The sequence below is a fragment of the Arthrobacter sp. zg-Y179 genome (genome assembly GCF_020907345.1).
GTDB lineage: Bacteria > Actinomycetota > Actinomycetes > Actinomycetales > Micrococcaceae > Arthrobacter_B > Arthrobacter_B jinronghuae.
This window is the reverse complement of sequence record NZ_JAJJOB010000005.1, coordinates 398,388-424,266: the sequence shown is the minus strand read 5'-3', so window position 1 is coordinate 424,266 and position 25,879 is coordinate 398,388. Positions and strand designations below refer to the sequence as shown.

The following is a 25,879-nucleotide window of genomic DNA, read 5'->3' as shown; positions in this document are numbered from 1 at the left end:
AGATTGGCGCACCCCGGCCTAAGGTGGCGTTATGACCAAGCTCAGTGACGAGTCCCTTCCCCATCTTCCGCAGTCCATTGCCCGGCCCGGCTATGACCGCTCTCGTCTGCGTACCGGCATCGTGCATTTCGGTGTCGGGGGATTCCACCGGGCACACCAGGCGATGTACCTTGACCGGTTGATGAACGAGGGCAAGGCCCTGGACTGGGCCATCTGCGGCGTGGGTGTGCTCCCCTCCGATGCCGCGATGAAAACCGTGATGGACGGCCAGGACTGCCTTTACACGCTGGTCCTGAAGCACCCCGACGGTGCCCTGGAAGCCCGTGTGATCGGCTCGATTGCCGAGTACCTGTTCGCCCCCGAAAATCCCGAAGCGGTCATTGAAAAAATGGCAGCCCCGGCCACCCGTATCGTCTCCCTGACCATCACCGAGGGCGGGTACAACATCAGTGACACCACGGGGGAATTCGACGCCGGAAACGCCGGCGTCGCGGCGGACCTGCAACCGGGGGCGGTGCCGTCGAGCGTCTTCGGGCTCGTCATCGAGGCATTGCGGCGCCGGCGGGAACGGGGGCTGGAACCGTTCACCGTGATGTCCTGCGACAACGTCCCCGGCAACGGCGAGGTGGCCCGAAAGGCCTTCGGGGAGTTCGCGCGGCTGCGGGACCCGGAGCTGGGGGATTGGGTGCAGGAGGCTGTTTCCTTCCCCTCCTCGATGGTGGACCGGATCACTCCGGCGACCACCGACGCCGACCGCACGCTGCTGGCCGATGAATTCGGAGTCGAGGATGCATGGCCGGTGGTGGCCGAGGACTTCGAGCAGTGGGCGCTGGAGGATGCGTTCCCGCAGGGCAGGCCGCCGTGGGAGGACGCCGGTGTGAACATGACGGCGGACGTTCAACCGTACGAACACATGAAACTCCGTCTGCTGAACTGCGGTCATCAGGCCCTGGCCTACCTGGGCTATCTCTCGGGCTACCGCTACGTGCACGAGGCCGTGCGGGACCCTCAGATGGCGCAGTTCCTCCTGGACTACATGGACCGGGAAGCAACCCCCACCCTGCTCCCTGTCCCCGGCGTCGATCTGGGCGCCTACAAGCTGAGGCTGCTGCAGCGCTTCGGCAATGAACACGTCCGGGACACCCTCGCGCGCCTGTGCGCCGAGAGCTCGGACCGGATTCCGAAATGGCTGGTTCCGGTGGTCCGGGAGAATGTGGCCGCGGGCGGCGAAATCTCTCGTTCCGCTGCAATCATTGCCTCGTGGGCACGCTACGCCGAGGGTGTGGACGAGGCAGGTGAACCGATCCGGGTGGTTGATAACCGTCGTGATGAAGTGATGGCAGCGGCGGAGCGGAACCGGGAGGATCCGCTGGCTTTTATTTCGCAGCAGCACTTCTTCGCGGATCTGTCCTCCGATGCAAGGTTTGCGCAGGACTACCTGTCCGCCCTCGGAACCCTGCACCGCAGCGGTGCCCGGGCTGCCGTCGCCGCGCTGGTGGACGAAGCCTGAAGCGTCCCGGAGGCACACCTTAGTCGATGAAGTGGGTCTCCACGGCCTGCGACGTTACGGACTTCACCACTTGTTCGGCGAGGCCGCGGAGTTTCAGGTTCCGGTTGCTGGAGGCACCGCTCAGGATCTGGAAGGCCTCCTGCTGACCGCATTTGTTCTGAGCCATGATGATCCCGACCGCAACGTCGATGGTCGTCCGGGCTTCCATGGCTGCGCGGAGATGATCGGCTGTGCTCTTGTGCCGGGCGATCTGGACGGCCAATTGCAGGGTGACGGCCGCCTCTGCGGCGAACGTTTCGGCTGACCGGACGATGTGCGGCGTGAAGTGACCCGCGTCCCGGGCATACAGGTTGAGCCCGGCGCCGCCGTCGTTCCCAAGGATAAGCGGGACCCCGAGGATGGAATAGAAACCGCGGTCCCGGATGGCGTCCGTATATTCCGGCCACCGGGGGTCGGTGCGCACATCTTCCACCATGACTGTCCGCCCCGTCCGCGAGGCCCGCAGGCACGGTCCGTCTCCAAAGCCGTACTGGACTTCATCCAGCGCCCGCGCCGCCTCGCTGCTGCTGGCCACAGTGGTGCCCTGCTTGTTCCGAAGCAGGGTCACTCCGGCCAGGACTTCGGCATCGCTGCTGAAAAGCTTAGCGGCACGCGTGGCGAAGCCCTCAAGGAAGAACTCCACTGACTCGGTCTGCAGGATAAGCCGCTGCAATTCAGCGGCGACGGAGTGCTGGTCCGCGGTTAGGCTCATACGCTGATTCTATCGTCGCGCGCAGCCGCGCCCGTCCCCGCAGCCGCGCCCGTCCCCGCAGCCGCGCCCGTCCCCGTTGCCGAGCCTCACGCCTAGGTGGCCTCCGCCAACTCCACTTCCTTCTCCCGGCTCCACGTGCGCGCATAGACCCCGATCAGTGCCTCCTGGCGAAGCGTGAATCCCAGCCGGTTCAACAGGCCGTGCGCCTGGTAGACGGTGAGGTGCTGGGCGCTGCGGCTGGCTCCGGCCTTGTCCGCCCGGTAGAGGTAGGTGTCAATGGTCCGCAGCCAGCGCCGGCGCCAGTTCGTGACGGCGGGTTCGGACGCTGTGGCCATCATCAGCCTGTGCACCGGCATCAACTGGGCCTGGGCCTGCGCGCCTGTGGCCTTCTGCACTCCGGCAGCCCGCGGATCGGACGCCGTGCAGCTGTGGAGATGGCTGTCCCAGTAGTACTCCCAGGAGACCCGACGGCGGTCCGGCCACGTGGACGCACGCGGTCCCTTCATCATGGCGTAGGCCGAATCGAAGAGAAGCAGGGATGCCAGCGCCGACCGGTTCTGCGCCTTCGCAAACCGCGCGGTTGCCCAGAGGCAGAGGTCGGAGGAAAGCTCGAAGACCTCCTCCGCCAAGGCCAGCCCGTCAACACCGCCGTAGCGGGCCAGATCCGCTTCGACCGACGGCAGCAGCGGGTCCGTGCCGATGGTCCGGTCCAGCACCGGCTCGCTGAATTCATGCTCCACCGCAAGACTTCGCACCGGATCCCCGGACTGCTCCTGCAGTGCCCCCAGCAGGGACTGCAGCCGGTCCAGGGTTTCCGCGGGGGCAAGTACCCGAAGCCGGACCTGCGCATTGGACGGCTGCATGCGGCGGGTATAGAACCATCGCTTGGTTCCGCAAAGCCTCGCCTGCGCAACAAGGGGGGTTACAAGTTCACCGATGATCCGATCGGCCAGTTCAAAACCACCGGCATCAACAGTCAGGTTCCACCACGTGAGGTGGGGGGAGGGGCGGGAGGGAGTGCGGACTGCGGCTGGCTCAGTCATGGCCATCCTTTCGGTGCTGGTCGTGCTGGACCACCCCACCGGAACACCCAATTCAGCGTGTCCCGGGATGGAAGTCTTTCCCAATCCAGCGGCCGTGTCCACCACCCGAGGTTCCTCGCTGCGAAGACGGACGGAACCCATCCCGAAGCGCTCGATTAGTAGTAATATCTCCTGCTTGCGCACGCACAGCCGAGGGCACCCACAGCCATGCCGGCAGGGACCGGAAATGGAGAAATGCCGTCATATTACGAATCAAACAAGCATGCTGATAAATTGTTTGGCCGGGCACAAGCCTCAATCGAATATTCGACGAATGCGCGTCCCGGGAAATTGTCCCTGAGTAATTTGTTCTTCCAAAAGGTCCGGCATGCCCATGTTTTCCCGCCGCATTCCCCGCATCGGACGCCGACGGACGTCCATTCCGGACTGGTCGACTCTTTTCCATCGTTCCCCGTCGGGCTACGTTCTGGTTTCCGGGCAAGGCGTCATCCTGGAATCGAACTCCACCTTCGCGGCTTGGACCGGCAGGAACCGAAGTGCACTGGCAGGCACCGTTTTTTCCGATCTGCTTTCACCCGAGGACCTGCTGGAATACCAACGCTGGAGCGCGGCACTCACTGCCGAACCAACAGCGAATCTCAGTGTCGATTTCAACGTATCCGGTAACAGCAGGCTGCCGGCCCACATTTCCGCGGTCCGGACTGCCTCCCGCGGCCGCACCGTGGACCTGATCACGGTCTTCCCCATGCCCGGAAGGCGCAGGTATGAACGCGACCTGGTTGACGCGCTCCAGCAGGCAGAAGCCGCAGAAGCCGCACGCGGCGCTGCCGAGCGTGCGGCCAGGGAGCGGGAATCACTGTTGAAGACCATCCTGGACACGGTGGACGTGGGCGTGCTTGTGGTGGATGACGAAGGCCGGGAGATCCTCGCGAACGCCCATATGGAGGCCAGCAGGGCCATATTAGGGGCCGAGGACCTGAGCGACTTCAACTCCGGAGCGTGGTCTGTTTACGGCCCCGACCGGATCACGCCGCTTCCGGACGAGCTGCTCCCCATCCGCCGCGCCGTGTCCGGTGAATCCTTTTCCCAGCAGATCATGTGGATCGGCACCGGCGAGGGCAAGATGGCGGTCAGTGTGTGTGCACGGCCGGTCCGCGACGGCGGGGACTTCAAGTGTTCGGTCCTGGCGTTCAGCGACGTCACCCAGCTGGTGCGCGCGCTGGCGGCACAGGGTGAATTTGTGGGCAATGTGTCCCACGAGCTGCGCACGCCCCTGACATCCATCCTCGGTTACCTGGATATGGCCCTGGAAGAAGAAGGACAGTTGCCCGGCACGGTCGAATCGGCCCTGCAGGCAGCGGTCAGGAACTCCGAGCGGTTGCTGCAGCTGGTTTCCGACCTGCTGTCCGTGGTATCCGACAGCGGCGCAATGGAACTTCAGGAAGTGGATCTGGCTTCCACTGTCACAGCCGCCGCCGATTCCTTCCGCCCCCACGCTCGGATCAACGGGGTGGAAATCGGCGTTGAGCTGGCGGCAGGACTGCGGGCCGTGGTCGACGAAGGCCGGATCCGGCAGGTGCTGGAGAACCTGGTGTCCAACGCCGTCAAGTATTCACCCGGCGGCGGAACGGTGCAGATAAAGGCGCGGCGGCAGGATGAAACCGTGCTGATTGAGGTCGCCGACACCGGGATCGGGATGACGCCGGCGGAGCAGGAACAGGTCTTCAACAAGTTCTTCAGGTCCGGCCAGGTTCTCACCGCAGCCATCCCCGGGGCCGGGTTGGGCCTGGTGATCACCCGCAGGATTGTGGAAGAGCACGGGGGGAGCATCGACTTCAGCAGCGAGGCGGGGCGGGGAACCGTTTTCACTGTGAAGCTTCCGGCGGCTGGACCGGGGTCAGGGTTGCAAAGTTACTAAGTCTGCTTATTGTTAAGGGGCCAGATCCGGCTTCAGACGAGGAGACTGTCCAGTGCGAGCGATGGTGTACCGAGGGCCCTACAAGGTAAGGGTTGAAGAAAAGGACATGCCGCCGATCGAGCATCCCAACGATGCCATCGTCCGGGTCACCCGGGCGGCCATCTGCGGGTCCGACCTGCACCTTTACCACGGGCTGATGCCCGACACCCGGATCGGGCACACCTTCGGCCATGAGTTCATCGGAGTGGTTGAGGAAGTCGGATCGTCCGTGCAGAACCTCAATGTGGGCGACCGGGTGATGGTTCCGGCCAACATCTACTGCGGGTCCTGCTATTTCTGCGCACGGGGACTCTACTCGAACTGCCACAACGTCAACCCCAACGCCACCGCCGTGGGCAGCCTCTACGGCTATTCGCACACCACCGGCGGTTACGACGGCGGCCAGGCGGAGTTCGTCCGGGTCCCGTTTGCCGACGTCGGACCCTCCATCATCCCCGACTGGCTGGATGAAGAAGACGCCCTGATGTGCACCGATGCGCTGGCCACGGGCTACTTCGGCGCCCAGCTGGGGGACATTGTGGAGGGCGACACCGTGATTGTCTTCGGCGCCGGCCCGGTGGGGCTGTATGCCGCCAAGTCAGCCTGGTTGATGGGTGCCGGCCGGGTCATCGTCATTGACCATCTGGACTACCGGCTGGAAAAGGCGCGGACCTTCGCCCACGCCGAGACCTACAACTTCACCGAGTACGACGACATTGTGGTTCAGATGAAGAAAATCACCGACCACTTGGGGGCCGACGTCGCGATCGACGCAGTGGGTGCCGAGGCTGACGGCAGTTTCCTGCAGCACGTCACCGCCACCAAGCTCAAACTGCAGGGCGGCTCACCCGTGGCACTCAACTGGGCCATCGACTCGGTACGCAAGGCCGGCACCATTTCCGTGATGGGCGCGTACGGCCCCGTTTTCAGTGCCGTGAAGTTCGGTGACGCCATGAACAAGGGCCTGACACTGAACATGAACCAGACTCCGATGAAGCGGCAGTGGCCGCGCTTGTTCGAGCACATCAAGGCCGGCTACCTCAAGCCCAGCGAGATCATCACGCACCGGATTCCGCTGGAACACATTGCCGAGGGCTATCACATGTTCTCCGCGAAGCTGGATAACTGCATCAAGCCCGTCATCATCCCCGGTTCCTGAAAGGAAGGACCCCGCAATGGCCTATACGCCTCAAAAGCCGGCCCTGACTCCCACCAGCGAGGAACTGCGCGCGCGGATCCCGGGCTGGGGTGCCGACCTTGATCCCCGGGACCGTCCTGCGGTGCCCAAGCTGCAGTTTGACCCGACCCTCAGCGGTGCCCACTGGGAATTCCCGGAGCGCCAGGAGGAAAAGTATCCGCGGGAGCGGTCCATCGAGCACAAGTTCCTCACCCCGGTGTTCGGCACCTCCTGCCCGCCCAAGGGACTGTCCGGCGTGATGCGCCGGTACGCCTACCGCCGGTTCAGCGAAGCCCGGGCCGCGCACTGGCTGATCCTGCTCGCCGCGGACAGGGTGGACGCGGTGGAGAGCCATCTGGCTTCCTTCGCGACCCTGCATCCGGACAATCCGATCACGGAGACCGGCGTGCTGAGCGAATTCACCCGCCACGGCTTCTCATCCCGGGTGGGCCGGAAGCGGGCGGACGTCAACCACCAGTGGATCGACCCGATCCTCGTCGGCGGCCCATGGCTGCTGGCCGGCGCGGGGGCGGCTACCGCCGTCGGCACCGTCGTGCGCCGGCTGCGGAAGTAATCCGGAAACGGGCACGCTTTTGTCGCGTTTGCCGTTTGTCCTTAGTAGGAATACCGAAGAGGTCCGAACCGGTTGAAACACTAAACGGGACAGCTTAGGCGGCGGGACATATGGACGGCAGGGGTGTTGAGGAGTACCGGCGCAGGATGGAACGGGCCGCGCGGCTGCGGGCCGCGGCGTCCGGCGGAGGGCTGGACGATGAAGACCTGGAGCGTGCGGAGGCCGAAGAAGGGCTGCGGCACAAGCGCCGGACGGTCGACGACGCCGCCAAGGCAGATTACCTGGTCCGGGATGCCATGGCGCGAGGGGACTTCGACAACCTGAAGTACGCCGGAAAACCTATTCCGAACCTGGGCGACGGCCATGATCCGGACTGGTGGATCAAGGGGCTGATGCAGCGCGAGAACGTGACTGGACTAGGGCCCAGAGCCATTCTGCTCCGTACGGAAGACGCGGAACTGGACGCCCGGCTGGATACGCGGTGGACCGAAAAGCAGGTTCGGGAGATCGTTGAGGATTTCAATGCGCGGGTCATCGATGCGCGCCGCCAGCTTGAAGGCGGTCCGCCCGTTGTCACGCGCACCCGCGACGTCGAGCAGGAACTGCAGCGGTGGCGGGAACGGAAGGCGGCGGCAGCAGAAACAGAAGCCGCCGCCGCTCCGGAACCGGAGCAGCGGCGGCCTTGGTGGAAACTCTTCGCTAGGCGCTAGGCGCTAGACGGTGGTGGCGTCGTGGACTTCGCCCACGAGTTCTTCGATGATGTCTTCGAGGAACAAGACGCCCGTGGTGTTGCCCTTGGCGTCAAAGACCCGGGCCACGTGGGCCCCGGTTCGGCGCATGGTGGCCAGGGCGTCCTCCAGCTCGCTGCCCCGGTAAGTGGACGCCAGCCGGCGGATCCGCTTGGCCGGTACCGATGCGGCGAACTCGTCCGGCGTGGTGAGGTCCATAACGTCCTTCAGGTGAAGGTAGCCGTCGGGGTCGCCGTCGTCGTTGGTGAGGATGTACCGCGAGTAACCGTGGACGTCCACGGCCTGCTGCAGGTCCGCGGGGGTTGCGGTCTCGGGCAGCAGCACCATCTGGCTGATCGGAACCTCGACGTCGGCCACGGTCTTCGCCGTGAACTCGAACGCGGCCGTCAGGGTGCCGCTGCTGTCCGAGAGTACCCCGTCACGCGTGGACTGCTCCACGATGTTGGCCACCTCGTCCAAGGTGTAGGCGCTGGTGGCTTCATCCTTGGGCTCAACCTTGAAAAGGCGCAGGACGCCGTTCGCAATGCCGTTCAGCGTCCAGATGATCGGACGGACAATGCGGGACACCATCACCAGGGGAGGAGCCAGCAGCAGGGCAGCGCGGGTGGGCACGGAGAACGAGATGTTTTTCGGCACCATTTCGCCCACCACCACGTGCAGGAACGTCACCAGCAGCAGCGCCACCACAAACGCGATAATGCCGATGGCGTCTGCGGACAGCGGAGTCAGCCCCAGCGGAATCTCCAGCAGGTGGTGGATGGCCGGTTCCGAGACATTCAGGATGACCAGGGAGCAGACAGTGATGCCAAGCTGGCTGGTCGCCAGCATCAGCGTGGCGTGCTCCATGGCCCACAGGGTGGTTTTTGCGGCCTTGCTGCCGGCTTCGGCCTTGGGCTCAATCTGCGACCGACGGGCCGAGATAACGGCGAATTCCGCACCGACGAAGAACGCGTTGACCACCAGCAGCACTACGAGCCAGATGATTCCGGGCAGGTATTCACTCATGGGTCAGGTCCTTGGTCAGCGAGTCGACAATGCGGTCATGGGCGCTCACCGGGGTCTCCAGTGAGCCCGACGGGGTGAAGCGCAGGCGTTCTATGTGGTTTCGGACCACCCGCTCGACGCGGAGCGTGCCACCCTCGATTTCCACTTCGTCGCCCAGTTCCGGCAACCGGTCCAGCACATCGGTGACAAAGCCGGCGATGGTGTCATATTCCTCGCCGTCGGGAACCTCGACGCCGGTGCGGTCCAGGAGTTCGTCCGGCCGCAGCGAGGCGTCGAACGTAATGGCGCGGCCCGTGCGGACGACGCCGACGCGCGCGCGGTCGTGTTCGTCCTCGAGTTCGCCGACGATTTCCTCCACGAGGTCTTCGAGGGTGACGATGCCGGCCGTGCCGCCGTGCTCGTCGGAAACGATCGCGACCTGCAGGCCCTGGGCCCGCAGCAGTCCCAGCAGCGTGTCAACGCCCATGGACTCGGGTACATGCAGCGGTTCCACCATCAGTTCCCCGGCAGTGACGGAAGTCCGTGCGGCCAGGGGGACGGCGAAGGCCTGCTTGAGGTGCAGCACGCCCAGGACGTCGTCCGAGTCGCGTCCGATCACGGGGAAGCGGGAATAGCCGGTTGCCGTGGCAACGGCGACCACCTGTTCGGCAGTGTCGGACTCGTGGACCGTCCGCATGCGGACCCGGGGGGTCATAACGTCCGCCGCGGAGTGCTCGGCAAAGCGCAGGGTGCGGTTCAGGAGCACGGCGTGGTCCAGGTCCAGGACGCCTTCCAGCGCCGAACGCCGGACCAGCGAGCTGAGCTCTTCCGCGCTGCGGGCACCGGAGAGTTCTTCCTTGGGCTCGATGCCGAAGGAGCGGATGATCGCATTGGCAGTGTTGTTGAACAACAGGATTACGGGCTTGAACACCGTGGTGAAGACGGTCTGGAAGGGCACCACCAGCTTGGCGGTGGCCAGGGGGAGGGCCAGGGCAAAGTTCTTCGGTACCAGTTCGCCGATGATCATCGAGAAGATTGTGGCGAGGAAAATGCCGGCGACGGCGCCGATCCCCGGCACCAGTCCTTCCGGCAGGCCCAGCGCCGTGAGCGGGGAGCGCAGCAGCGAACTAATCGCAGGCTCAAAGGTGTACCCGGTCAGCAGGGTGGTCAGCGTGATACCCAGCTGGGCGCTGGAAAGATGCGTCGAGGTGATCTTCAGCGCGTTGATCGTGGGATTGAGGCGTTTCTCGCCCTTGTCGCGGCGTGACTCGAGGTCCCCGCGGTCCAGATTGACGAGCGCAAATTCGGAGGCGACAAACAGTCCGGTGCCGACGGTGAGGAGCAAACCTACGCCGACCATGAGCCATTCATACATGGGGCTGCCCCTCTCTCGCGATAGCCGGTGCAGCCGGAGTGGGCACAGTCTGCAGGTCGGTTAGGACGGGGAGGGGCAAGGGTTTATGTGAGGGAGGGTCATCCATAGTCCAAGGAATATTACAGGATGGACCTGTTTGCTGTTCCAAGGTTCTATTCGGGTTGTGGTCAGAGACCATGCCAAACTGCCTACCAGCTGCCCTGCCTGTAGTTGGGCTCATGGTTGGTGGAGGCCGCCACCCGGTGCTGGCGCACCAGGCAGAACGGGTCATAAATCTCAATCCCCAGCCGGCCGGTGCCGGGCACGGGCTGGCAAAAGCAGGTGCAGGGAAAGTTCACGGGCGCCTTTCCGGGCCCTCGCATCAAGGCCCTCGAAGTTCTCTTGATCCGCAGCGGAAGGCCCCCGCGGGAAGCGGAAAACCGTCCTACTCTCCTTGATACAACGCCGGCCCGCCCTGATCCAAAACGAGCAGTTACCGCTGCCTTCCCGCACGTCTGCACGCCGGCCGTGGCATGCAGACGCACGGGAAGTGACAGCCGGAGCTAGCTGGTCGCCAGCTCCGGTTCCACAATCGTTTCCATCAGGACGGAATCGAGCAGGTCGCCGGCGTCCTCCGCCGACGAGGACCTGGCAAGGGCAAGTTCGGAGACGAGCAGCTGCCGGGCCTTCAGCAGCATCCGCTTCTCCCCGGTGGACAGCGGATGGGTCCGCTCGCGGCACCACAGATCGCGGACAACTTCTGCGATCAGGCGCAGTTCGCCCGTGGACATCTTGCCTTCGTTGGCCTTGAACCGGCGGGACCAGTTGTCCGGTTCCATCCCCACCGGTCCTCGCAGCACCGCAAAGACGGCCTCTACGCCGGCGTCATCAATGACGGAGCGCACTCCAACGTCTTCGGCGTTGTCCGCCGGAAGCTTGATCGTCAATTCAGTGGCGTGGACGCGGAAGGTCAGGGTTTCCCGTTCCACCCCCTTGATGGTCATGGGGGAAATATCGGTAACGGTGACTGCGCCGTGGTGCGGGTACACCAGGGTCTGCCCGACGGTGAAATTCAAAATGACGTCCCTCTGTTCAAATGGTTCCGAGCTTGCTTCGGAAGCGGGCTCCCGAGACCGCTGGACCTGTCCAGGCCGGTCACCGGTGAAGGGCGACGGCCGGGCGGGCGGGCAATAGAGAAGGAGTCAATTTCCAGGCGGGAGGTGCGGATCTTGCTGAAAGGTTGACGGATTAGTCGTTGACTGTCCGGCTCGCGGTCCCCACGCTGTCCCGTCAGCTTATCCTCCCTGCGCAAGTGCCATCTTTTCGGGGCCGCCGGCAGTGCTTAGGTTCCGCCGCACAGCGCCCCGTGCTCAGGCCTTCCCCCGGGAAGCATCGGGGTCACCGGGCGCCTCCCTGCGCCGCTGCGCCACCAGTTCCTTGGTGCGCACCAGCCGCAGTGCCGTGACCAGCACCAGGCCGCCGAGCATATTGAACAGCAGGGTGTAGCCGAACCAGCCCAGCCATTCGAGGTAGGTGATTTCCGCTCCGGAGATGATGGCGCCGAAGATCAGCAGTGAGTCCAGGATTGAGTGGAAAAGCTGGAGCCCGGCGAGCAGGAAACCGCCGATGACAGTTGCCACGATCTTTGCCGGATCCGAGGTGGTTCCCTGCTGCATGCGGCTCATCAGGGTGATGGTGCTGCCGCCCAGGACCGCCAGCGCCACGGTCTGGAGCGAGAAGGGCGCCTCGGTAAAGTGCGACGCCGATGTTGCCACTGTGGGTGCCCACTGCGGAAAGGCCTGCATCACTATCCACATGAAGATCCAACCGCCGGCCAGATTGGCCAGCAGGGTTCCGCCCCAGAGCTTGGCCAGCAGTCTTATGCTGCCTTCCTTGGCAGCAACGGCGGCAACCGGCATGAGGAAGTTCTCGGTGAACAGCTCGCTGTGCGCCAGGAAGAGGGCGATCAGGCCAACACTGAACGCGACGCCCGCCAGGAGGTGGTCTCCGGTTTCATGCATCACGGCGAGATAGGCCATAACGCCCAGGCCGACCTCCATGCCGCCGAACACGCCGGTCACCAGGATGGTCCGGAAGGTGCGGTGCAGTCGTTCTGCACCTTCCGTCACCGTGTTGTCGAAGGATTCCTTAAGTTCGTCCTCCACCGGTGCTGAGGACTCTCCGATTTCGCTGCGGCGTTCCTCGCTCATGGCGTCCTTCCGGTGCGGCTGGATCTTTCTGGATGCGGTGCCCTTAAACCATAAAGCGGCCGCGGTGCGTTCAATTCCCTATCCCAAAGTCCCGCGCGCCGGTATCCGCACTCCTTCCGGCAAACGTGGCACAGTCCAGGCGCAGGGCGGAAACAGCAGTGAAAATACGGGGACGCAAAAGGGAACTTTGCGTTTACGCTGGACCCAGCCACGGCACCGAGCCAAAGGACGCATACATGGCGCACGTTTCGACCCAATCGCCCACGGGCAATCTTCCGCGCCTCGCACACCCCGACGGCAGTCCGATCCGGGCACTGGTGGTGGATGACGAGACCAGCCTCGCAGAGCTCGTGAGTATGGGTCTGCGGATGCTGGGCTGGAACGTCGTTACTGCCGGTGACGGACTCGGTGCGGTCTCCGCTGCCCGCGAATTCCGGCCTGACGTCCTGGTGCTGGACGTAATGATGCCCGGGGTCAACGGGCTGGCGGCCCTGCAGAAGATCAGGGCCTTCCTTCCGCAGGTTCCCGCCTTGTTCCTTACCGCCAAGGATGCGGTGGAAGACCGTATCTCAGGGCTGGCCGCCGGCGGGGATGACTATGTGACCAAACCGTTCAGCATGGAGGAACTGATGCTCCGCCTGCACCGGCTGGTGCAGCGTTCCGGGGCCGCGGCGTCGGGCTCGGACGAACTGGTGGTCGGCGATCTGGTGATGAACCTCGAAACCCGCGAGGTCAGCAGGGGCGGGGAAGATATTGTCCTCACGAACACCCAGTGGGAGCTGCTGCGGTACCTCATGGAAAACCCGAGGCGGGTGCTGAGTAAAGCGCAGATCCTGACGAATGTCTGGAACTACGATTTCGGCGGCCAGGCGAACATTGTCGAGCTGTACATTTCCTACCTGCGCAAGAAGATCGACATTGGACGCCCCCCCATGATCCACACGGTTCGGGGCGCCGGCTACGTGCTTAAACCGGCGGCCCCGTGATCCACGCGGATAACCGTCCGGCTGCCGGTCGATCGCAGATACGCAGCCATCCGCTGCGCACCAAGCTCATACTCGCTACGCTGGCGCTCCTGACAGTGACCTGCGCGGCGTTGGGCATTTTCAGCCACGTGGCTATGGACCGGTATCTCACCGGAGTGCTCGACGACGGCTTGGAACGTGCTGCGGCCAGAGCCGGGTTCCGTCCCGGTCCGCCTGCGGGAGAGTATCAGTCACCCCAAAAGGAGCCGGCCGCGGGAGCCGCCGGGACGGACAGCGGAGCCGGGGAACGAGGGGACGGCAGCGACTACCAGTCCGGCCAACGCCCGGGCTCCCTGAATGCCTTCTTCGAGGACGGCGTTGCCCGCCGATCCACGCTTGTGCTTGAGGACGGCACCGCCGTTTCCCTGAACGGGGCGGACCTGGACCTGCTGGCGGGAATGGATCCGGCCCGCGGCCCCCAGGGCATGAACCTGTCCCGCGGGCATTACCGGCTGGATGCGTTCCCCGGCCCGCCCGGGGCAGGCGACCAAATGCTGGTCACCGGGCTTTCAACGTCGCAGCGGGAGAGCACCCTGGCCTCGCTTGATCTGACCATGGTTGTCCTGTCCCTGGCCGGCCTGCTTGTCACCGGGTTTGCCGGCACGGTGATCATCCGCCGCTCGCTGCGCCCGCTGGACGAACTCGCCGCCGTCGCGACCTCTGTTTCCAAGCTGCCGCTGGCCTCCGGGGAAGTGGAGATTCCCGTCCGTGTGCCTCCTGCGGCGGCCCGCCCCGGGTCCGAAGTCGGAACGGTGGGGCTGGCCCTGAACGGCATGATCGATCACGTCACGAACGCCCTGCGCGCCCGGCAGGCCAGCGAAACGAAGGTGCGGCGGTTCGTTGCCGACGCCAGCCACGAGCTGCGCACGCCGCTTACCTCTATCCGCGGGTACACGGAGCTGGTCCTGCTCAGCGAACAGGTCAGCCCACCGGGCCGTGCCGCGTTGGAACGGGTGGACAGCGAGTCCAAGCGCATGTCCGCGCTGGTTGAAGACCTGTTGCTGCTGGCGAGGCTGGATGAGGGCCAGCGGGGCGAGCGGGCCGACGTCGACCTCACCGAACTGATCGTGGAGTCAGTCAGCGATGCGCAGGTCTCCGCCCCGGAGTACCAGTGGACGCTGATGCTGCCCGGTGAACCGGTAGTGGTGTCCGCCGTCGAGTCCGAGCTGCGGCAGGTGCTCATTAACCTGCTTTCCAATGCCCACAAGCACACGCCTCGGGGGACCCGGGTAGAGATCGGACTGCAGGCGGGAGCAGCCTGGGCCACCTTGACGGTGACGGACGACGGCCAGGGGATTGATCCGGACTTTATCGATTCATTGTTCTCCCGGTTCAGCAAGGCCGATTCCGCCCGGACGGGGAATACGAGCAACGCGGGGCTCGGCTTGGCCATTGTTTATGCCCTCGTTACGGCCAACGGCGGGACCATCGAGGCCGAGAGTAAACCCGGCCGCACCAGCTTCACCGTGGTGCTGCCGCTGGCTGGCGCGGTAGCGGGCTGAACCAACCCGCGCAGCCCCTAGGCCGGGTCGATCCAGTACCGGCGGGTGCCGTCCCGGCTGTCCTCATAAACGCCCCCGTTTTTCTCGATAACGGCGCGTGAACTTGTGTTGTTTTCGGTGCAGGTAACCAGCACCCGTGTAATGCCCAGCTCCCGGGCCACCGGCAGGGCGTCCTGAAGCGCGCGTGTGGCATGTCCCTGCCGGCGTGCGGAGGGCCGGACGCTGTAGCCAATGTGGCCACCCTGCTCGAACAGGAAATCATTCAGGGTGTGCCGGATGGCAAGCGAACCGAGAAACTCCTCGCCCTCCACGAGCCAGAGATAGGTGCAGGGGACAAAACCGTCCTGTCGCGGCGTGTCCGGCAGCCGCTCCTTAACCAGCCCGGAAACGAATCCGGGAAAGTCCCCGGCAATTTCCGTGCGAATGCGCTCTTTCGAGGTATCGCCGTACACACCGGAACCGTCCATCGATTCGCCGTTGAATTCTTCGGCGGCGGCCAGCCAACTGTTCCGGAAACGGACATCGGGGGTAATCAGGGTCGTCATGGGGGAATTGTACGGCCGTTTAATTTGGCGGGTTTATCGGAAATCAACCAAATGGGCAGGATTACCAGCCCCGGGGATGAAAGACTGCCGTTTCATCCGAAAGTCGGTTGGGGGCGGGATAGCTTCGGGGCCATGACTCAATTCCTGAATTACACGCGTATCTGGGGCGCCCCGGCGGCAGCCGCAGTATTTATGGTGCTCTGGATTATCGGCGAGGCAGGCCGGATGGGCGGAGACTTCTTAACCTGGTCCGGCGTGTTCCCGCTGCTTGCCTTCACCTTGGCCATAGGGCTTGCCTCAAGGTTTGCCTATGCTGCAATGCTCATTCCCGCTGCCGTAATGGGTGCACAGCTGCTCCGCGCGGTGCCGCCATTGGAACCCAGTACCTGGCCCATTTACCTGGGCTCCGCCGTCGTTCTCTTTTTTGCCGCGTTCTCGGGAGACAAGTGGCAGCAGGTGGCTGGAATTGCCACCGCGCCTTTCCTTGCCGCCACCATGTCCTACCTGATGCTGAACAGAAGCTACTCGGGAGGTGTCGGCTGGCTGCCGGTTTACGGTGCCTCGTGGCACACAATGCGGGATTTCTGGATACTGTATTCCTCTTTCTTGCTGGTTATCCTGACCGCTGGGTGGCTGGCCGGCTACGCACTTCGGGGCTGGGAGGAGCGCCGCACCCTGTCGGCGGAACGGACGGCGGCCGTGGACACGCTGAAGGCCACCGAAGTGGACCTGATCGTGGAACAGGAGCGCACCCGGATTTCCCGCGACCTGCACGATGTCCTGGCCCACTCGCTGGCCGTGATCGCGGCCCAGGCGGACGGCTCCCGGTATCTGGGCAAGGATCAGCCGCAGCCCGTGCTTGACGCGCTGGAGAACATAGCTTCGTCTGCCCGCCGCGCCCTGAAGGATGCCCAGCGCGTGATCGAGGGGGTGGGCGACGGCGGGTCCGCTCTCCCACAGCCGAGGCTGGAGGATATTGAGGAACTGCTGGAGCAGCAGGGCAGCAGCCTGCTCGTGGAGCGCACCGAATCCGGAACCCCGGTGGAACTTCCGGAGGGCCAGCAGATGGCCGTCTTCCGGATTGTCCAGGAGTCCTTGACCAATGCCCTGCGCCACGGCGGGACCGGCACCCGGGTAACCGTGCATCTGGATTGGAGCGGTCCCGGGCTTTCGCTGCAGATAGCCTCCTCCGCGGATCGACCCGGAAAACCGGACACCGGAGCAATCACGACGGCTGGCACGGGCCGGGGCATCCCCGGCATGCGGGAGCGGGCCCACCTTGCGGGGGGATGGCTGACGGCCGGTCCGGACGGGGACAGCTTCCGGGTAACCGCGTTCCTTCCCTACGGCCTGGCACTGAGTGCTCCGGGCGCGGAGATTTATGCCGCCGAGCTGGTTGGCGCAGATGAGTGAGACTGCCGCCGGTGCCGCAGCCATCACTGTGGCGTTGGTGGACGACCAGCCGCTGTTCCGGACCGGTATCCAGATGCTGATCCGCTCGCAGCAGGACCTGGCCTACTGCGGCAGCGCCGGCAACGGGATGGAAGCCGTGGAACTGGCGGAAGCCGCGTGCCCGGACATCATGCTGATGGACCTGCGCATGCCCGTGGTAGACGGCATCACAGCCACCCGCCGCATCATGGCAGCAGCGGACGAAGCCGGACGGGAACGGCCGAAGGTGATTGCCCTGACCACCTTCAACCGGGACCAGGCCGTAGTGGAAGCCGTCCGCGCCGGCGCCAGCGGCTACCTGCTCAAGAGCGCCGAACCGGAATTCCTGCTTTCTGCCATCCGGACCGTCTATGCGGGCTATTCCGTGGTGGCCCCCGGCTCGGCCCATGACCTCTTTGCGCACCTCACCCGCAGCGCGGATCCGGCGGAACCCGACACGGCGGCCATCGCCGAGCTGACCGCGCGGGAAAAGGACGTGTTCCTGCTCGTGGCCAAGGGGCTCAGCAATGCGGACATTGCGGGCAGCGTGTTCCTTTCAGAGGCCACGGTCAAGACGCATATCCGCCGTATCCAGGACCGGTTGGGTTTGGCTACGCGGATTTCGATGGTGGCCTTCGCGTATGAGCACCGGCTGCTGGGCTAAGAGGGCTCCCGCAGACAGGAAACCGACCGTATCCTCCGAGGATGGACCCGGTTCGCGTTTGTTTCGAGATATTCACCGCCGCCTGCGCCGGAACCTGGGTGCTCTCACTGCTCACCCGGGAATACTCCTGGACGGACCGCATCTGGTCCGTAGTTCCGCTGGCTTATCTGTGGGTTTTTGCCGTTGCGTCCGACGGCGACCACAGGGTAACGCTGATGGCGGTCCTGGTTACGCTGTGGGGCGTCCGGCTGACGTTCAATTTTGCCCGCAAGGGCGGGTACGCCCCGGGCGGTGAGGACTACCGGTGGGGGATCCTGCGCCGACGGCTGAAGCCGTGGCAGTTCCAGGCCTTCAACCTGCTGTTCATCAGCGTCTACCAGAACCTCGTCGTCTGGATGATGACCCTGCCCGTGCTGACCGTCTATCAACACCCGGGAGCACTTACGGGCTGGGACTGGCTGCTGGCGGTCCTGTTTCTGGCCGCACTGGCCGGGGAGACCCTGGCGGACCAGCAGCAGTGGAACTTCCAGCAGTGGAAAAAGGCCCTGCGGACCGCCGGACGGATTCCGCCGGCCGACTTCCTCCGGACGGGGTTGTTCCGATACTCGCGCCATCCGAACTTCTTCTTTGAACAGCTTCAATGGTGGCTCTTCTACGGTTTCGCCGTCACCGCGTCGGGGCAGTGGCTGCATTGGACGCTGGCGGGCCCGGTCCTCCTGACTCTGCTCTTCGCCGGGTCCACCGCCTTCACCGAGAGCATTTCCCTGGCACGCTACCCGGACTACGCGGGGTACCGGCGCCGGACCTCCCCGCTCGTTCCCCTTCCCCCGCGGCTGGGTTCAAAGCACGCCCGCTAGGCGGGAAGGCACGGCGGGGTACCGATCCGCGCACAGCGTCCCATTGGGTGGGGCCGGTGTTGCCTCCTGTTGTCCCGGTGTTCACATCAGCACCACTTGGTGGGATCCTGTGCGGCGGAGCGGGTCGCCGGGCCTCAACCCGCGCCGGCAGCTGTCTCGTCAGTCACATTCGACGGTTTCGGGGCTGGGAAGTTCTTCTACAGGTGTTGAATAGGGCAGGATAGAAACGAACCGGTGCTGTTCCTGACGAACCACTAGGCCGGCTACAACTAAAAGCTTGCGGCGTCCCCCAGCGCCGCGGCACGGAAGGGCTTCGCTTCGGCGGGGCCCTTCCGTGTATCTGAGAAGATTGGTCCCATGCCCGGACTGCACCGCCCAAAGCCGCATCGGCACTCACCGTCGGATGAGCCGCGGATAACGCGCACCCGGGATGCGCTCGAGGCGGGACTGTGGGAGCTGCTTCGGGATCACGAACTCGCGGAGATCAGCGTGGCTGCACTCTGCCGGCAGGCCGGGGTGCACCGCACCACCTTCTACGGACACCACCGGAACATTTTCGAGTTCGCCGGCTCGGTATACGCAGGCGTTGTGGACCGGCTTGGCACAGTTGAACTGGACCAACGCGGCACCGGCCGGACAATCGCGGAGATCGGGGACCTGTACGTCGAGTCCATCCGGCAGATCCTGCAGCACACCAAGGCAGAACAGCGGGTTTACCGGGCCCTTTTTCACACCGAGACCTTCCTCGGGATCCTCGCCGACCAGCTAAACGTGCGGATTCTTCTGGCACTGCATGTCTGGCGGGCGCACAACGCGCCGCCGGCGGCCCTGGACCTGGACGCGACTGCGGCCTTCCTGGGCGGCGCCTATGCCTCCTGGTTCGAACAGTGGGTGGTCAGTGAGGACGACGACGTCGAAGCCCGGCTGGCCTCGCTGCGTTACCTGCTCCCGTGCTGGTGGCCGCGGGACGGCCTCCCGGAGACCTAGCCCTTCGCCGCGCAGCTCCTAGAGCCGGTGCAGGGATCCGCGCAGCGAGGCCAGATCCGGATAGCCGTTGACCGCCATGGTCAGGTCCGCTTCGGCGAGCAGGCTGCGCATGACATGGGCGATTCCCGCCTGCCCGCCCGCCGCCAGACCGTAGACGTAGGGCCGGCCGATGCCCACCGCCGTCGCGCCCAATGCCAGCGCCCGCAGTGCGTCCACGCCGGACCGCACCCCGGAGTCGAAGAGCACGGGCGCGCCGTCGGCGGCTTCGACGACGCCGGGCAGGCAATCGATCGCAGGGATGCCGCCGTTGGCCTGCCGCCCGCCGTGGTTGGAGCAGTAGATCCCGTCCATCCCGCCGTCCAACGCGCGACGGGCGTCTTCGGGGGAGCAGATGCCTTTAAGGATGATCGGCAGCGACGTCATGGACCGGAACCACTCCAGGTCCTCCCACGTCATCGTGGGGTTGCCGAACAGCGAGGCCCACAGCATGACGGGCGCGGCGGGATCCGGTGACCCCTGGTCTGCCAGGAGCTTCCGGAACCTGTCATCGGTCAGGTAATTGGCCAGGCACTGGCCGGAGAGCATCGGCAGGTACGCGGCACTGAGGTCGCGGGGCCGCCAGCCATTCACCCACGTATCCAAGGTGATGACGATGCCCGAGTACCCGGCTGCTTCGGCACGGTGCACCAGGCTTTCAGCCAGCTCCCGGTCGGCGGGCGGGTAGAGCTGGAAGAACCCGGGTGTTTCACTGGCGGCTGCACGGACCTGTTCCAGCGGAGCAGAGGAGAGGGTGGAGGCAACCATTGGGATGCCCAGCTCCGCGGAAGCAGCCGCCGTCGCCAGATCGCCGTCGTCGGCCACTGCACCCAGTACCCCCACCGGGGCGAAGAACAGGGGAGAAGGCAGCCGGTGGCCGAGCAGATCGATGCCCATGTTGCGCTGGGCGGCTCCGACCATCATGCGCGGCATGATGCCGAGCCGCTCAAAGGCAGCCACATTGGCACGTTGGGTGTGCTCGTTGCCGGCGCCGCCCGCCAGGTAGCCCAGAATCCGTGGATCCATCCTGCTTTCGGCCAATTCCTCCATGCCGGCGGAGCTCATCGGCAGATCCGGCAGGACGCCGCGTGCGCCGTTCATGTAGATACCAAGCTGATAATCGCCGTAGTTCGTGCTCATGGAGGCTCCGCCTTTTCGTTCCGGCCGCTTTGCCGTATTTCCGCTTTGTCCGGGATGCTACTCCAGCGGCGGCCGGGCATCGGGCAGACCCGCTGCGAACCGTTCCAGCCGTTCCTCGAGTCCGGCGCGGACTGCCGGCCATTCGTCGGACAGGACCGAGTACACCGCGGTGTCCCGCCAGCTGCCATCGGCGCGGCGTTTGTCCCGGCGTCGGACACCCTCGAACACGGCGCCGATTCCGCTGATCGCGGCACGGGAACGGGTGTTGCGCGCGTCCGCCTGGATGCTGATCCGCCCGAAACCGGCGGCAAAGGCGGAGCCGAGCAGGAGCAGCTTCGTTTCCGCGTTGACCGCCGTGCCCCAGACAGCGGGAGCGTAGGCGGTCCAGCCCAGCTGCGCCGCTTCGCCGGGCAGGTCAAGGTCGGCAAGGCTGCTGGTGCCCACCACCGCCCCCGGAAGGTTCCCGTGGACCATCCGCACCGCGAACGGCAGCTCGTCCCAGCGGTAATAGGCGCGGGCCCACGCAATGAACCCGTCCAAATCGGGGTGCAGCCCGGCCGGCCCGCCGCCGTATCCGCCGGCAAAGACCTCCGGCACCGCAATGGCCCGGTGCAGGTCCGGGATCAGGTCCAAGGTGAGCGGCTCGAGCCGGACAAACCGGCCGGAAAGAACCGAGTGCTGGGGCCGCACGGCGTTCATGCGGCGAACCCGGCATTGTCTGCCACGCTCAACCCGCCGTGACCTGGAACTTGTTGCGCCAGTCCGTGATCAGCCATTCGCCCGCGCTCTGCCCGGGCCGGGAACACAGCGTCATGGACGCCTCGATGACCTGTGTGTTGGTTCCCGGTTCGCCGGCACCGGGTGCCACCTCCATTTCCGCGGTTGCGGAAATCTCGGTGACGATGCTCTTGTTATCGTCGGCCAGCCATACCTCGAGGACTTCAATGTCCAGCTTGGTGAAGCGTGACCGGTCCGGTTCGTAGATATACCGGTAGGAATCGCCGTAACGCTCCTGGTGGAAGGTGCTTTGCATAACGATTCCGCCAAAGGGCGAACCGTCGTTGAGACTCTGCTGAGCCATGCCTTGGAGCTCCGGAGCGATCCGCTGCCTGTTCGCGGCCCACCACTCCTCCGGCGTCCAGGCGCCGCCGTTAAGCGGGGAGTCGAGCCCTTCCTCGACCATAAAGGCCAGGTTGTTCCGGTGCGCTTCCTCGATTTGCTCCTGCGAGTACAGGGAAAGCAGCTTCGGCTCCACCACCGCCGGATCGAGGGTCCACGCCGGATCATCTTCGGCCGGCGAAACCTGCAGGTAGGTTCCGTGGGCCGTCTCCACGTTGCCCTTGACTCCCAGCCCGCGCTGGGAAGCGGACGACGTCGGCGCCGGACTCTTCGTCGGCGTTGCCGTAGGGGAGGGTTTGGCCTTCACTGATGCTTTTTCCGTCGATTTCACTGCGGGCGACGCCGAAGGCGAGCTGGAAGCGGTGGGCCTGCTGGTGTCAGTGCTCGCCGCGTCGGTGCCGCAGCCGGCAAGGACGGCTACCAGCAAGGCCAGGCCCGCTGCGGCCGGGCGCGGGCCGGCTGAAATGCCCATGGTCACGATTCCCCCAATCGGAACACACCGATTCCGGTGCAGAAAGCGCCAGTATAGGGCGGGAAATCCGGCCGGAGCCTCGTCGGCCGGCTGGCGTGGTCGCTGCCGGGCGGAGAACACGACAAAAAAGATCCCGATCCGGGTTCCGGATCGGGATCTTTTTCTTGGTTGCGGGGGCAAGATTTGAACTTGCGACCTCTGGGTTATGAGCCCAGCGAGCTACCGAACTGCTCCACCCCGCGGCGTGGTCTCAACTTTACCGCAGATCCGCCGCACAGCGTAATCCAGTGGCGGGGCTCACAATTCATCCGGTCCGGTTCGGTACGCTGGGGCGGATGAGCCTGCCGAAAATCGATACCGCCGTCACCTATCCCGCCGGAGCCCTGACGGGCACGGGAGCCGTACTCCACGTGGAGACACTGCCGGACGGAAGGCTTGCGGTGCTCCTGGACGCCACTCCCGTACACCCGGTGGACGCCGGCTGGCCGGACCAAGGGCCGGACCGGGCAACACTCACGACGCCGGACGGCCGCGAGGTGCCCCTGCTGGACTGCGTGGTGGGCGCCACGGACGGTGCCGCACTGTTCCTGGGGCGGGACATTCCCGTCCGCAAGGGCACCGAGGGCTGGGCGTCCGTGGTGGTTCATGTGCTTCCGGAGGATGCCGGGATTGCCGAGGGGGACCGGGTGGAAGTCAGTGTCGACGGCGGCTACCGGGCCGCGCTCTCGGCCGGGCACACCGCCTGCCATCTCGCTTCCCTGGCGCTGAACCGGCAGCTGGCGGGCGCCTGGAAGAAAGAGGTGCAGGCAGACGCGGCAGGCAGCCCTGACTTCGATGCCCTGGCCATCGAAACGACGACGATCCTGCCCGGAGGTTCCCGGGATGTTTACCGGCTGGGAAAGTCCCTGCGCCGCAAGGGTTTCCTGCCGGACGCTCTGCTGGCGGACCTGGCAGCCGTGGAAAAGGGCGTGAACGCAAGGTTGGCCGAGTGGGTGGCATCCGACGCCGAGGTCCGCATCGAGCGCGAATCGGACCTTCTTACCGGCATGCGCAGCTGGGTTTGCGAACTGCCCGACGGCACGGTCAGCATCCCTTGCGGCGGCACGCATCTAGCCTCGTTGGCCGCTGTTTCCGAAATTGAAGTGCGGTTGAGCTGCGAACCCGGCGAGGGAGCTGCGGAAGTAGTTATGGATACCATTTGCACCCAGGCCGGGACGGCTTAGTCAGCAAACGTTTCCCGGCCTGCCGCCGCGGTTATTCCTCATTGCCCTATTCCGCGACCATTCTTCTCTGCCCCTTGCCTTTGGAAGCGCTTTTTGCCGATTGATCCGGTAACTCAGTGATAGACCTTGTCCACTCGAATGGAGGAACGTAGTGTTCCGCCCACGTGAGCGGAACCGCTGTCTCAAATGAGCAAAGGTGACCAGATGAGATTTCGACGCAGCAGGGGGAATCGCAACCACCGCCGTTACCGGCTTCGAGCGGGTCTGGCATCCGCAGCAGCAGCCGCCCTGGCGCTGACCGGCTGCGGCGGTTCCGAGGCAGAGGGCAGGGATGAGATTGTCGTAGCCATTGTCTCCAATCCGCAGATGCAGGACGCAATCACGCTCCAGGACGAATTCAAGGCCCAGTATCCGGACATTGACGTCAGCTTTGTATCGCTTCCCGAAAACGAGGCACGGGCGAAGATCACTGCCTCTGTTGCCACGCAGGGCGGGGAATTCGACGTCGTGATGATCTCCAATTACGAAACGCCGATGTGGGCGGAAAACGGATGGATCACTAATCTCCAGGACTATGCGGACAGCACTGAGGGATATGATCCGGACGATTTTGTTCCGACAATCCGCGAGGCGCTGAGCTATGAAGGAGACCTGTATTCCGTTCCGTTCTACGGCGAGTCCTCCTTCCTCGCCTACCGGCAGGACCTGTTCGAAGAGGCCGGCCTGACCATGCCGGCCAAACCCACTTGGGAGGACATCCGCGGGTTCGCTGAACAGCTCGATGATCCGGAAAACGACATCGACGGAGTGTGCCTGCGCGGGCTGGCCGGCTGGGGCGAGGTCATGGGGCCGCTGGACACCGTGATTAACACCTACGGCGGCCGCTGGTTCGACGAAAACTGGAACGCGACCCTGGATTCCCCAGAGGTGGAAGCTGCGGTCACAGATTATGTGGACTTGGTGCAGGCCTACGGCCAGGCCGGTGCTGCCACGAGCGGCTACGGTGACTGCCTGACGCTCTACAGCCAGGGGAGCGCGGCCATGTGGTACGACGCCACGGCCATGGTCTCCACCGTTGAAGACCCCTCATCCTCCCTTGTGGTCGGCAAGACAGGTTATGCCCCGGCCCCGGTGCAGGAAACGGAATCGTCAGGCTGGCTCTACAGCTGGTCCTTGGCCATCCCCACCACCAGCGAGCAGAAAGACGCTGCCTGGGACTTTGTCTCGTGGATGACCAACAAGGAGTACATCCAGCTGGTCGGCGAGGAAATCGGTTGGGAACGGGTTCCCCCGGGCAGCAGGCTTTCCACCTACGAAAACCCCGGATACGCAGAAGTGGCGGGCGCCTACGCCGAGCCGACGCTGAATGCCATGGCAGGGGCTTCACAGGAAAACAGCATGGTGAAACCCGTGCCGTACACCGGACTCCAATTTGTAGGTATTCCGGAATTCCAGGATCTGGGGACACGGGTGGCCCAGCAGATATCCGCTGCGATCGCCGGCCAGCAGACAGTGGAGGAAGCGCTGGAACAATCCCAGGGCTATGCCGAGACGGTGGCTGAGAGCTACCAGGATGGAGGCAGCTGATGTCCACCTTGGTGGAACGCCAACAGGTACGCGCCCGGAAGGCCGCGGCGGAGCGGCAATCCGGGGGAATGTCGTCGGCTGAAGGATGGCGGCGGCGGTTACCGCTGCTGCCCGCATTGATTTTCACCCTGGTCGTGACCCAGGTTCCGTTCCTTTTCACCCTTTGGTACTCGCTGCAGAACTGGAACCTGCTGCGTCCCGAAGGCAACGAGTTTGTGGGTCTGGCAAACTACGCGGACATCTTCTCCGACTCCACGTTCCGGGGCGCGGCGCTGAACAGCGTGATCTTCACCGTCGCCTGCGTTTTCTTCGCCATGCTGCTGGGCATTATTTTCGCCCTGTTGCTGGACCGGAGTTTCGCCGGCCGCGGCATTGTCCGCACCCTGCTTATTACGCCGTTCCTGATCATGCCGGTGGCAAGTTCGCTGCTGTGGACCTATTCCATCCTGAACCCCAGCTACGGCCTGCTGAACTGGATTATCGGACTGGTGGGAATCCCGCCGGTGGATTGGACGTCCCAGCATCCCATTGTGTCCATCCTGATGGCCCTGGTCTGGCAGTGGACCCCGTTCATGATGCTGCTGGTCCTGTCGGGCCTGCAGGCGCAGTCCAAGGACGTACTCGAAGCAGCCCAGGTGGACGGCGCCGGCTGGTGGCGCACCTTCATCTCGGTGACACTTCCGCAGCTGCGCCGGTACATCGAACTCGGCGTCCTGCTCGGGGCCATCTACGTGGTCAACACCTTCGACCAGATCTACCTCATGACCGCCGGCGGACCCGGGACGGCAAGCGCCAATCTGCCGTTCTACATCTACCAGCGGGCCTTCCTCGGCTTCGACATCGGCCAGGCAGCCGCCATGGGTGTGGTGGTGGTCATCGCAACCATGATTGTGGCAACCCTTGCACTGCGCCTGATCTTCCGAAGCTTCGACGTAAAGGATTAACGACGTGGCTACCCAAACCGCTGCACCTACTCCTCCTG

24 protein-coding genes and 1 tRNA gene are annotated in these 25,879 nt (G+C 64.6%); 14 read left to right on the top strand and 11 right to left on the bottom strand.

Annotation, left to right across the window (positions count from 1 at the left end; translation table 11 throughout):
* Window positions 1-31 precede the first annotated feature (31 nt).
* Window positions 32-1,510 (top strand): mannitol dehydrogenase family protein, encoded by a 1,479-nt coding sequence (locus LOC56_RS05175; RefSeq protein WP_229951106.1) that lies wholly within the window; start codon window positions 32-34, stop codon window positions 1,508-1,510.
* 19 nt (window positions 1,511-1,529) lie between these two features.
* Here the strand turns inward: LOC56_RS05175 and LOC56_RS05170 are convergent, their stop codons facing one another.
* Both LOC56_RS05170 and LOC56_RS05165 read right to left on the bottom strand, forming a co-directional pair.
* Window positions 1,530-2,261: a GAF and ANTAR domain-containing protein gene (locus LOC56_RS05170; RefSeq protein WP_229951104.1), complete on the bottom strand. Its 732-nt coding sequence runs from the start codon at window positions 2,259-2,261 to the stop codon at window positions 1,530-1,532.
* Window positions 2,262-2,353: 92 nt separating this feature from the next.
* Window positions 2,354-3,304: a lantibiotic dehydratase C-terminal domain-containing protein gene (locus LOC56_RS05165; protein ID WP_229951102.1), complete on the bottom strand. Its 951-nt coding sequence runs from the start codon at window positions 3,302-3,304 to the stop codon at window positions 2,354-2,356.
* Window positions 3,305-3,671: 367 nt separating this feature from the next.
* Here LOC56_RS05165 and LOC56_RS05160 point away from each other — a divergent pair, with 367 nt between their 5' ends.
* The 4 genes from LOC56_RS05160 (at window position 3,672) to LOC56_RS05145 (ending at window position 7,722) form a co-directional block, all read left to right on the top strand.
* The gene (locus LOC56_RS05160; protein WP_229951100.1) at window positions 3,672-5,222 is read left to right on the top strand and encodes an ATP-binding protein; all 1,551 of its coding nucleotides are present in this window, start codon (window positions 3,672-3,674) and stop codon (window positions 5,220-5,222) included.
* Between the two features lie 52 nt (window positions 5,223-5,274).
* Window positions 5,275-6,420 carry a zinc-dependent alcohol dehydrogenase gene (locus LOC56_RS05155; RefSeq protein WP_229951098.1) on the top strand — a complete coding sequence of 382 codons (1,146 nt, stop codon included), beginning with the start codon at window positions 5,275-5,277 and terminating at the stop codon, window positions 6,418-6,420.
* 16 nt (window positions 6,421-6,436) lie between these two features.
* Complete coding sequence (locus tag LOC56_RS05150; protein ID WP_229951096.1) at window positions 6,437-7,012, top strand: hypothetical protein; 576 nt, start codon at window positions 6,437-6,439, stop codon at window positions 7,010-7,012.
* Window positions 7,013-7,122: 110 nt separating this feature from the next.
* Complete coding sequence (locus tag LOC56_RS05145; RefSeq protein ID WP_229951094.1) at window positions 7,123-7,722, top strand: J-domain-containing protein; 600 nt, start codon at window positions 7,123-7,125, stop codon at window positions 7,720-7,722.
* Window positions 7,723-7,725: 3 nt separating this feature from the next.
* Here the strand turns inward: LOC56_RS05145 and LOC56_RS05140 are convergent, their stop codons facing one another.
* The 4 genes from LOC56_RS05140 to LOC56_RS05125 form a co-directional block, all read right to left on the bottom strand.
* Window positions 7,726-8,766 carry a hemolysin family protein gene (locus LOC56_RS05140; protein WP_229951092.1) on the bottom strand — a complete coding sequence of 347 codons (1,041 nt, stop codon included), beginning with the start codon at window positions 8,764-8,766 and terminating at the stop codon, window positions 7,726-7,728.
* Complete coding sequence (locus tag LOC56_RS05135) at window positions 8,759-10,120, bottom strand: hemolysin family protein (RefSeq protein ID WP_229951090.1); 1,362 nt, start codon at window positions 10,118-10,120, stop codon at window positions 8,759-8,761. The genes LOC56_RS05140 and LOC56_RS05135 overlap by 8 nt, the downstream gene beginning before the upstream one ends.
* A 542-nt stretch (window positions 10,121-10,662) precedes the next feature.
* Window positions 10,663-11,175, bottom strand: coding sequence for a CarD family transcriptional regulator (locus LOC56_RS05130; RefSeq protein ID WP_229951088.1), 513 nt, complete (start codon window positions 11,173-11,175; stop codon window positions 10,663-10,665).
* A 294-nt stretch (window positions 11,176-11,469) separates the two neighbouring features.
* Window positions 11,470-12,309: a formate/nitrite transporter family protein gene (locus LOC56_RS05125; RefSeq protein WP_229951087.1), complete on the bottom strand. Its 840-nt coding sequence runs from the start codon at window positions 12,307-12,309 to the stop codon at window positions 11,470-11,472.
* Window positions 12,310-12,545: 236 nt separating this feature from the next.
* On the opposite strand from LOC56_RS05125, the gene LOC56_RS05120 reads away from it, so the two are divergent.
* Both LOC56_RS05120 and LOC56_RS05115 read left to right on the top strand, forming a co-directional pair.
* A complete protein-coding gene (locus tag LOC56_RS05120; RefSeq protein ID WP_229951085.1) occupies window positions 12,546-13,295 on the top strand; it encodes a response regulator transcription factor in 750 nt (249 codons plus the stop codon).
* Entirely contained in the window at window positions 13,292-14,836 is a 1,545-nt protein-coding gene (locus LOC56_RS05115) for a sensor histidine kinase (RefSeq protein ID WP_229951083.1), read from the top strand. Before LOC56_RS05120 ends, LOC56_RS05115 begins: the two co-directional genes overlap by 4 nt.
* A 17-nt stretch (window positions 14,837-14,853) precedes the next feature.
* Here the strand turns inward: LOC56_RS05115 and LOC56_RS05110 are convergent, their stop codons facing one another.
* Entirely contained in the window at window positions 14,854-15,381 is a 528-nt protein-coding gene (locus LOC56_RS05110) for a GNAT family N-acetyltransferase (RefSeq protein WP_229951082.1), read from the bottom strand.
* 132 nt (window positions 15,382-15,513) lie between these two features.
* Between LOC56_RS05110 and LOC56_RS05105 the strand changes: the two genes are divergently transcribed.
* The 4 genes from LOC56_RS05105 (at window position 15,514) to LOC56_RS05090 (ending at window position 19,320) form a co-directional block, all read left to right on the top strand.
* Window positions 15,514-16,794 (top strand): sensor histidine kinase, encoded by a 1,281-nt coding sequence (locus LOC56_RS05105; protein WP_229951081.1) that lies wholly within the window; start codon window positions 15,514-15,516, stop codon window positions 16,792-16,794.
* Complete coding sequence (locus LOC56_RS05100) at window positions 16,787-17,476, top strand: response regulator (RefSeq protein ID WP_229951080.1); 690 nt, start codon at window positions 16,787-16,789, stop codon at window positions 17,474-17,476. The genes LOC56_RS05105 and LOC56_RS05100 overlap by 8 nt, the downstream gene beginning before the upstream one ends.
* Before the next feature lie 41 nt (window positions 17,477-17,517).
* Window positions 17,518-18,333, top strand: coding sequence for a DUF1295 domain-containing protein (locus LOC56_RS05095; RefSeq protein WP_229951079.1), 816 nt, complete (start codon window positions 17,518-17,520; stop codon window positions 18,331-18,333).
* 357 nt (window positions 18,334-18,690) lie between these two features.
* Window positions 18,691-19,320 (top strand): TetR/AcrR family transcriptional regulator, encoded by a 630-nt coding sequence (locus LOC56_RS05090; protein ID WP_229951077.1) that lies wholly within the window; start codon window positions 18,691-18,693, stop codon window positions 19,318-19,320.
* Between the two features lie 18 nt (window positions 19,321-19,338).
* On the opposite strand, the gene LOC56_RS05085 is transcribed toward LOC56_RS05090, so the two are convergent.
* From LOC56_RS05085 to LOC56_RS05070, 4 genes are all read right to left on the bottom strand, one after another.
* On the bottom strand, window positions 19,339-20,496 hold the full coding sequence (locus tag LOC56_RS05085; protein ID WP_229951075.1) for an alpha-hydroxy-acid oxidizing protein: 1,158 nt from the start codon (window positions 20,494-20,496) through the stop codon (window positions 19,339-19,341).
* 57 nt (window positions 20,497-20,553) lie between these two features.
* Window positions 20,554-21,195, bottom strand: coding sequence for a GNAT family N-acetyltransferase (locus LOC56_RS05080; RefSeq protein WP_229951074.1), 642 nt, complete (start codon window positions 21,193-21,195; stop codon window positions 20,554-20,556).
* A gap of 28 nt (window positions 21,196-21,223) precedes the next feature.
* Window positions 21,224-22,087 (bottom strand): hypothetical protein, encoded by an 864-nt coding sequence (locus tag LOC56_RS05075; RefSeq protein ID WP_229951072.1) that lies wholly within the window; start codon window positions 22,085-22,087, stop codon window positions 21,224-21,226.
* Window positions 22,088-22,252: 165 nt separating this feature from the next.
* Window positions 22,253-22,329 (bottom strand) — tRNA-Met (locus LOC56_RS05070).
* A 93-nt stretch (window positions 22,330-22,422) separates the two neighbouring features.
* Between LOC56_RS05070 and LOC56_RS05065 the strand changes: the two genes are divergently transcribed.
* The 3 genes from LOC56_RS05065 (at window position 22,423) to LOC56_RS05055 (ending at window position 25,841) form a co-directional block, all read left to right on the top strand.
* Window positions 22,423-23,310, top strand: coding sequence for a metal-dependent hydrolase (locus tag LOC56_RS05065; protein WP_229951070.1), 888 nt, complete (start codon window positions 22,423-22,425; stop codon window positions 23,308-23,310).
* Between the two features lie 204 nt (window positions 23,311-23,514).
* Entirely contained in the window at window positions 23,515-24,897 is a 1,383-nt protein-coding gene (locus LOC56_RS05060) for an ABC transporter substrate-binding protein (protein WP_229951068.1), read from the top strand.
* Window positions 24,897-25,841, top strand: a complete 945-nt coding sequence (locus LOC56_RS05055; RefSeq protein ID WP_229951066.1) for a carbohydrate ABC transporter permease — start codon at window positions 24,897-24,899, stop codon at window positions 25,839-25,841. The genes LOC56_RS05060 and LOC56_RS05055 overlap by 1 nt, the downstream gene beginning before the upstream one ends.
* The last annotated feature ends 38 nt before the right edge of the window (window positions 25,842-25,879 follow it).

Excerpts from the sequence above, each read along its gene's own strand:
- LOC56_RS05055 (WP_229951066.1), top strand. The coding sequence starts at position 24,897 with ATGTCCACCTTGGTGGAACGCCAACAGGTACGCGCCCGGAAGGCCGCG.
- LOC56_RS05060 (WP_229951068.1), top strand. The coding sequence starts at position 23,515 with ATGAGATTTCGACGCAGCAGGGGGAATCGCAACCACCGCCGTTACCGG.
- LOC56_RS05165 (WP_229951102.1), bottom strand. The coding sequence starts at position 3,304 with ATGACTGAGCCAGCCGCAGTCCGCACTCCCTCCCGCCCCTCCCCCCAC.
- LOC56_RS05080 (WP_229951074.1), bottom strand. The coding sequence starts at position 21,195 with ATGAACGCCGTGCGGCCCCAGCACTCGGTTCTTTCCGGCCGGTTTGTC.
- LOC56_RS05065 (WP_229951070.1), top strand. The coding sequence starts at position 22,423 with ATGAGCCTGCCGAAAATCGATACCGCCGTCACCTATCCCGCCGGAGCC.
- LOC56_RS05090 (WP_229951077.1), top strand. The coding sequence starts at position 18,691 with ATGCCCGGACTGCACCGCCCAAAGCCGCATCGGCACTCACCGTCGGAT.
- LOC56_RS05125 (WP_229951087.1), bottom strand. The coding sequence starts at position 12,309 with ATGAGCGAGGAACGCCGCAGCGAAATCGGAGAGTCCTCAGCACCGGTG.
- LOC56_RS05145 (WP_229951094.1), top strand. The coding sequence starts at position 7,123 with ATGGACGGCAGGGGTGTTGAGGAGTACCGGCGCAGGATGGAACGGGCC.
- LOC56_RS05175 (WP_229951106.1), top strand. The coding sequence starts at position 32 with ATGACCAAGCTCAGTGACGAGTCCCTTCCCCATCTTCCGCAGTCCATT.
- LOC56_RS05075 (WP_229951072.1), bottom strand. The coding sequence starts at position 22,087 with ATGGGCATTTCAGCCGGCCCGCGCCCGGCCGCAGCGGGCCTGGCCTTG.
- LOC56_RS05095 (WP_229951079.1), top strand. The coding sequence starts at position 17,518 with ATGGACCCGGTTCGCGTTTGTTTCGAGATATTCACCGCCGCCTGCGCC.
- LOC56_RS05160 (WP_229951100.1), top strand. The coding sequence starts at position 3,672 with ATGCCCATGTTTTCCCGCCGCATTCCCCGCATCGGACGCCGACGGACG.
- LOC56_RS05170 (WP_229951104.1), bottom strand. The coding sequence starts at position 2,261 with ATGAGCCTAACCGCGGACCAGCACTCCGTCGCCGCTGAATTGCAGCGG.
- LOC56_RS05140 (WP_229951092.1), bottom strand. The coding sequence starts at position 8,766 with ATGAGTGAATACCTGCCCGGAATCATCTGGCTCGTAGTGCTGCTGGTG.
- LOC56_RS05135 (WP_229951090.1), bottom strand. The coding sequence starts at position 10,120 with ATGTATGAATGGCTCATGGTCGGCGTAGGTTTGCTCCTCACCGTCGGC.
- LOC56_RS05105 (WP_229951081.1), top strand. The coding sequence starts at position 15,514 with ATGACTCAATTCCTGAATTACACGCGTATCTGGGGCGCCCCGGCGGCA.
- LOC56_RS05110 (WP_229951082.1), bottom strand. The coding sequence starts at position 15,381 with ATGACGACCCTGATTACCCCCGATGTCCGTTTCCGGAACAGTTGGCTG.
- LOC56_RS05150 (WP_229951096.1), top strand. The coding sequence starts at position 6,437 with ATGGCCTATACGCCTCAAAAGCCGGCCCTGACTCCCACCAGCGAGGAA.
- LOC56_RS05100 (WP_229951080.1), top strand. The coding sequence starts at position 16,787 with ATGAGTGAGACTGCCGCCGGTGCCGCAGCCATCACTGTGGCGTTGGTG.
- LOC56_RS05085 (WP_229951075.1), bottom strand. The coding sequence starts at position 20,496 with ATGAGCACGAACTACGGCGATTATCAGCTTGGTATCTACATGAACGGC.
- LOC56_RS05120 (WP_229951085.1), top strand. The coding sequence starts at position 12,546 with ATGGCGCACGTTTCGACCCAATCGCCCACGGGCAATCTTCCGCGCCTC.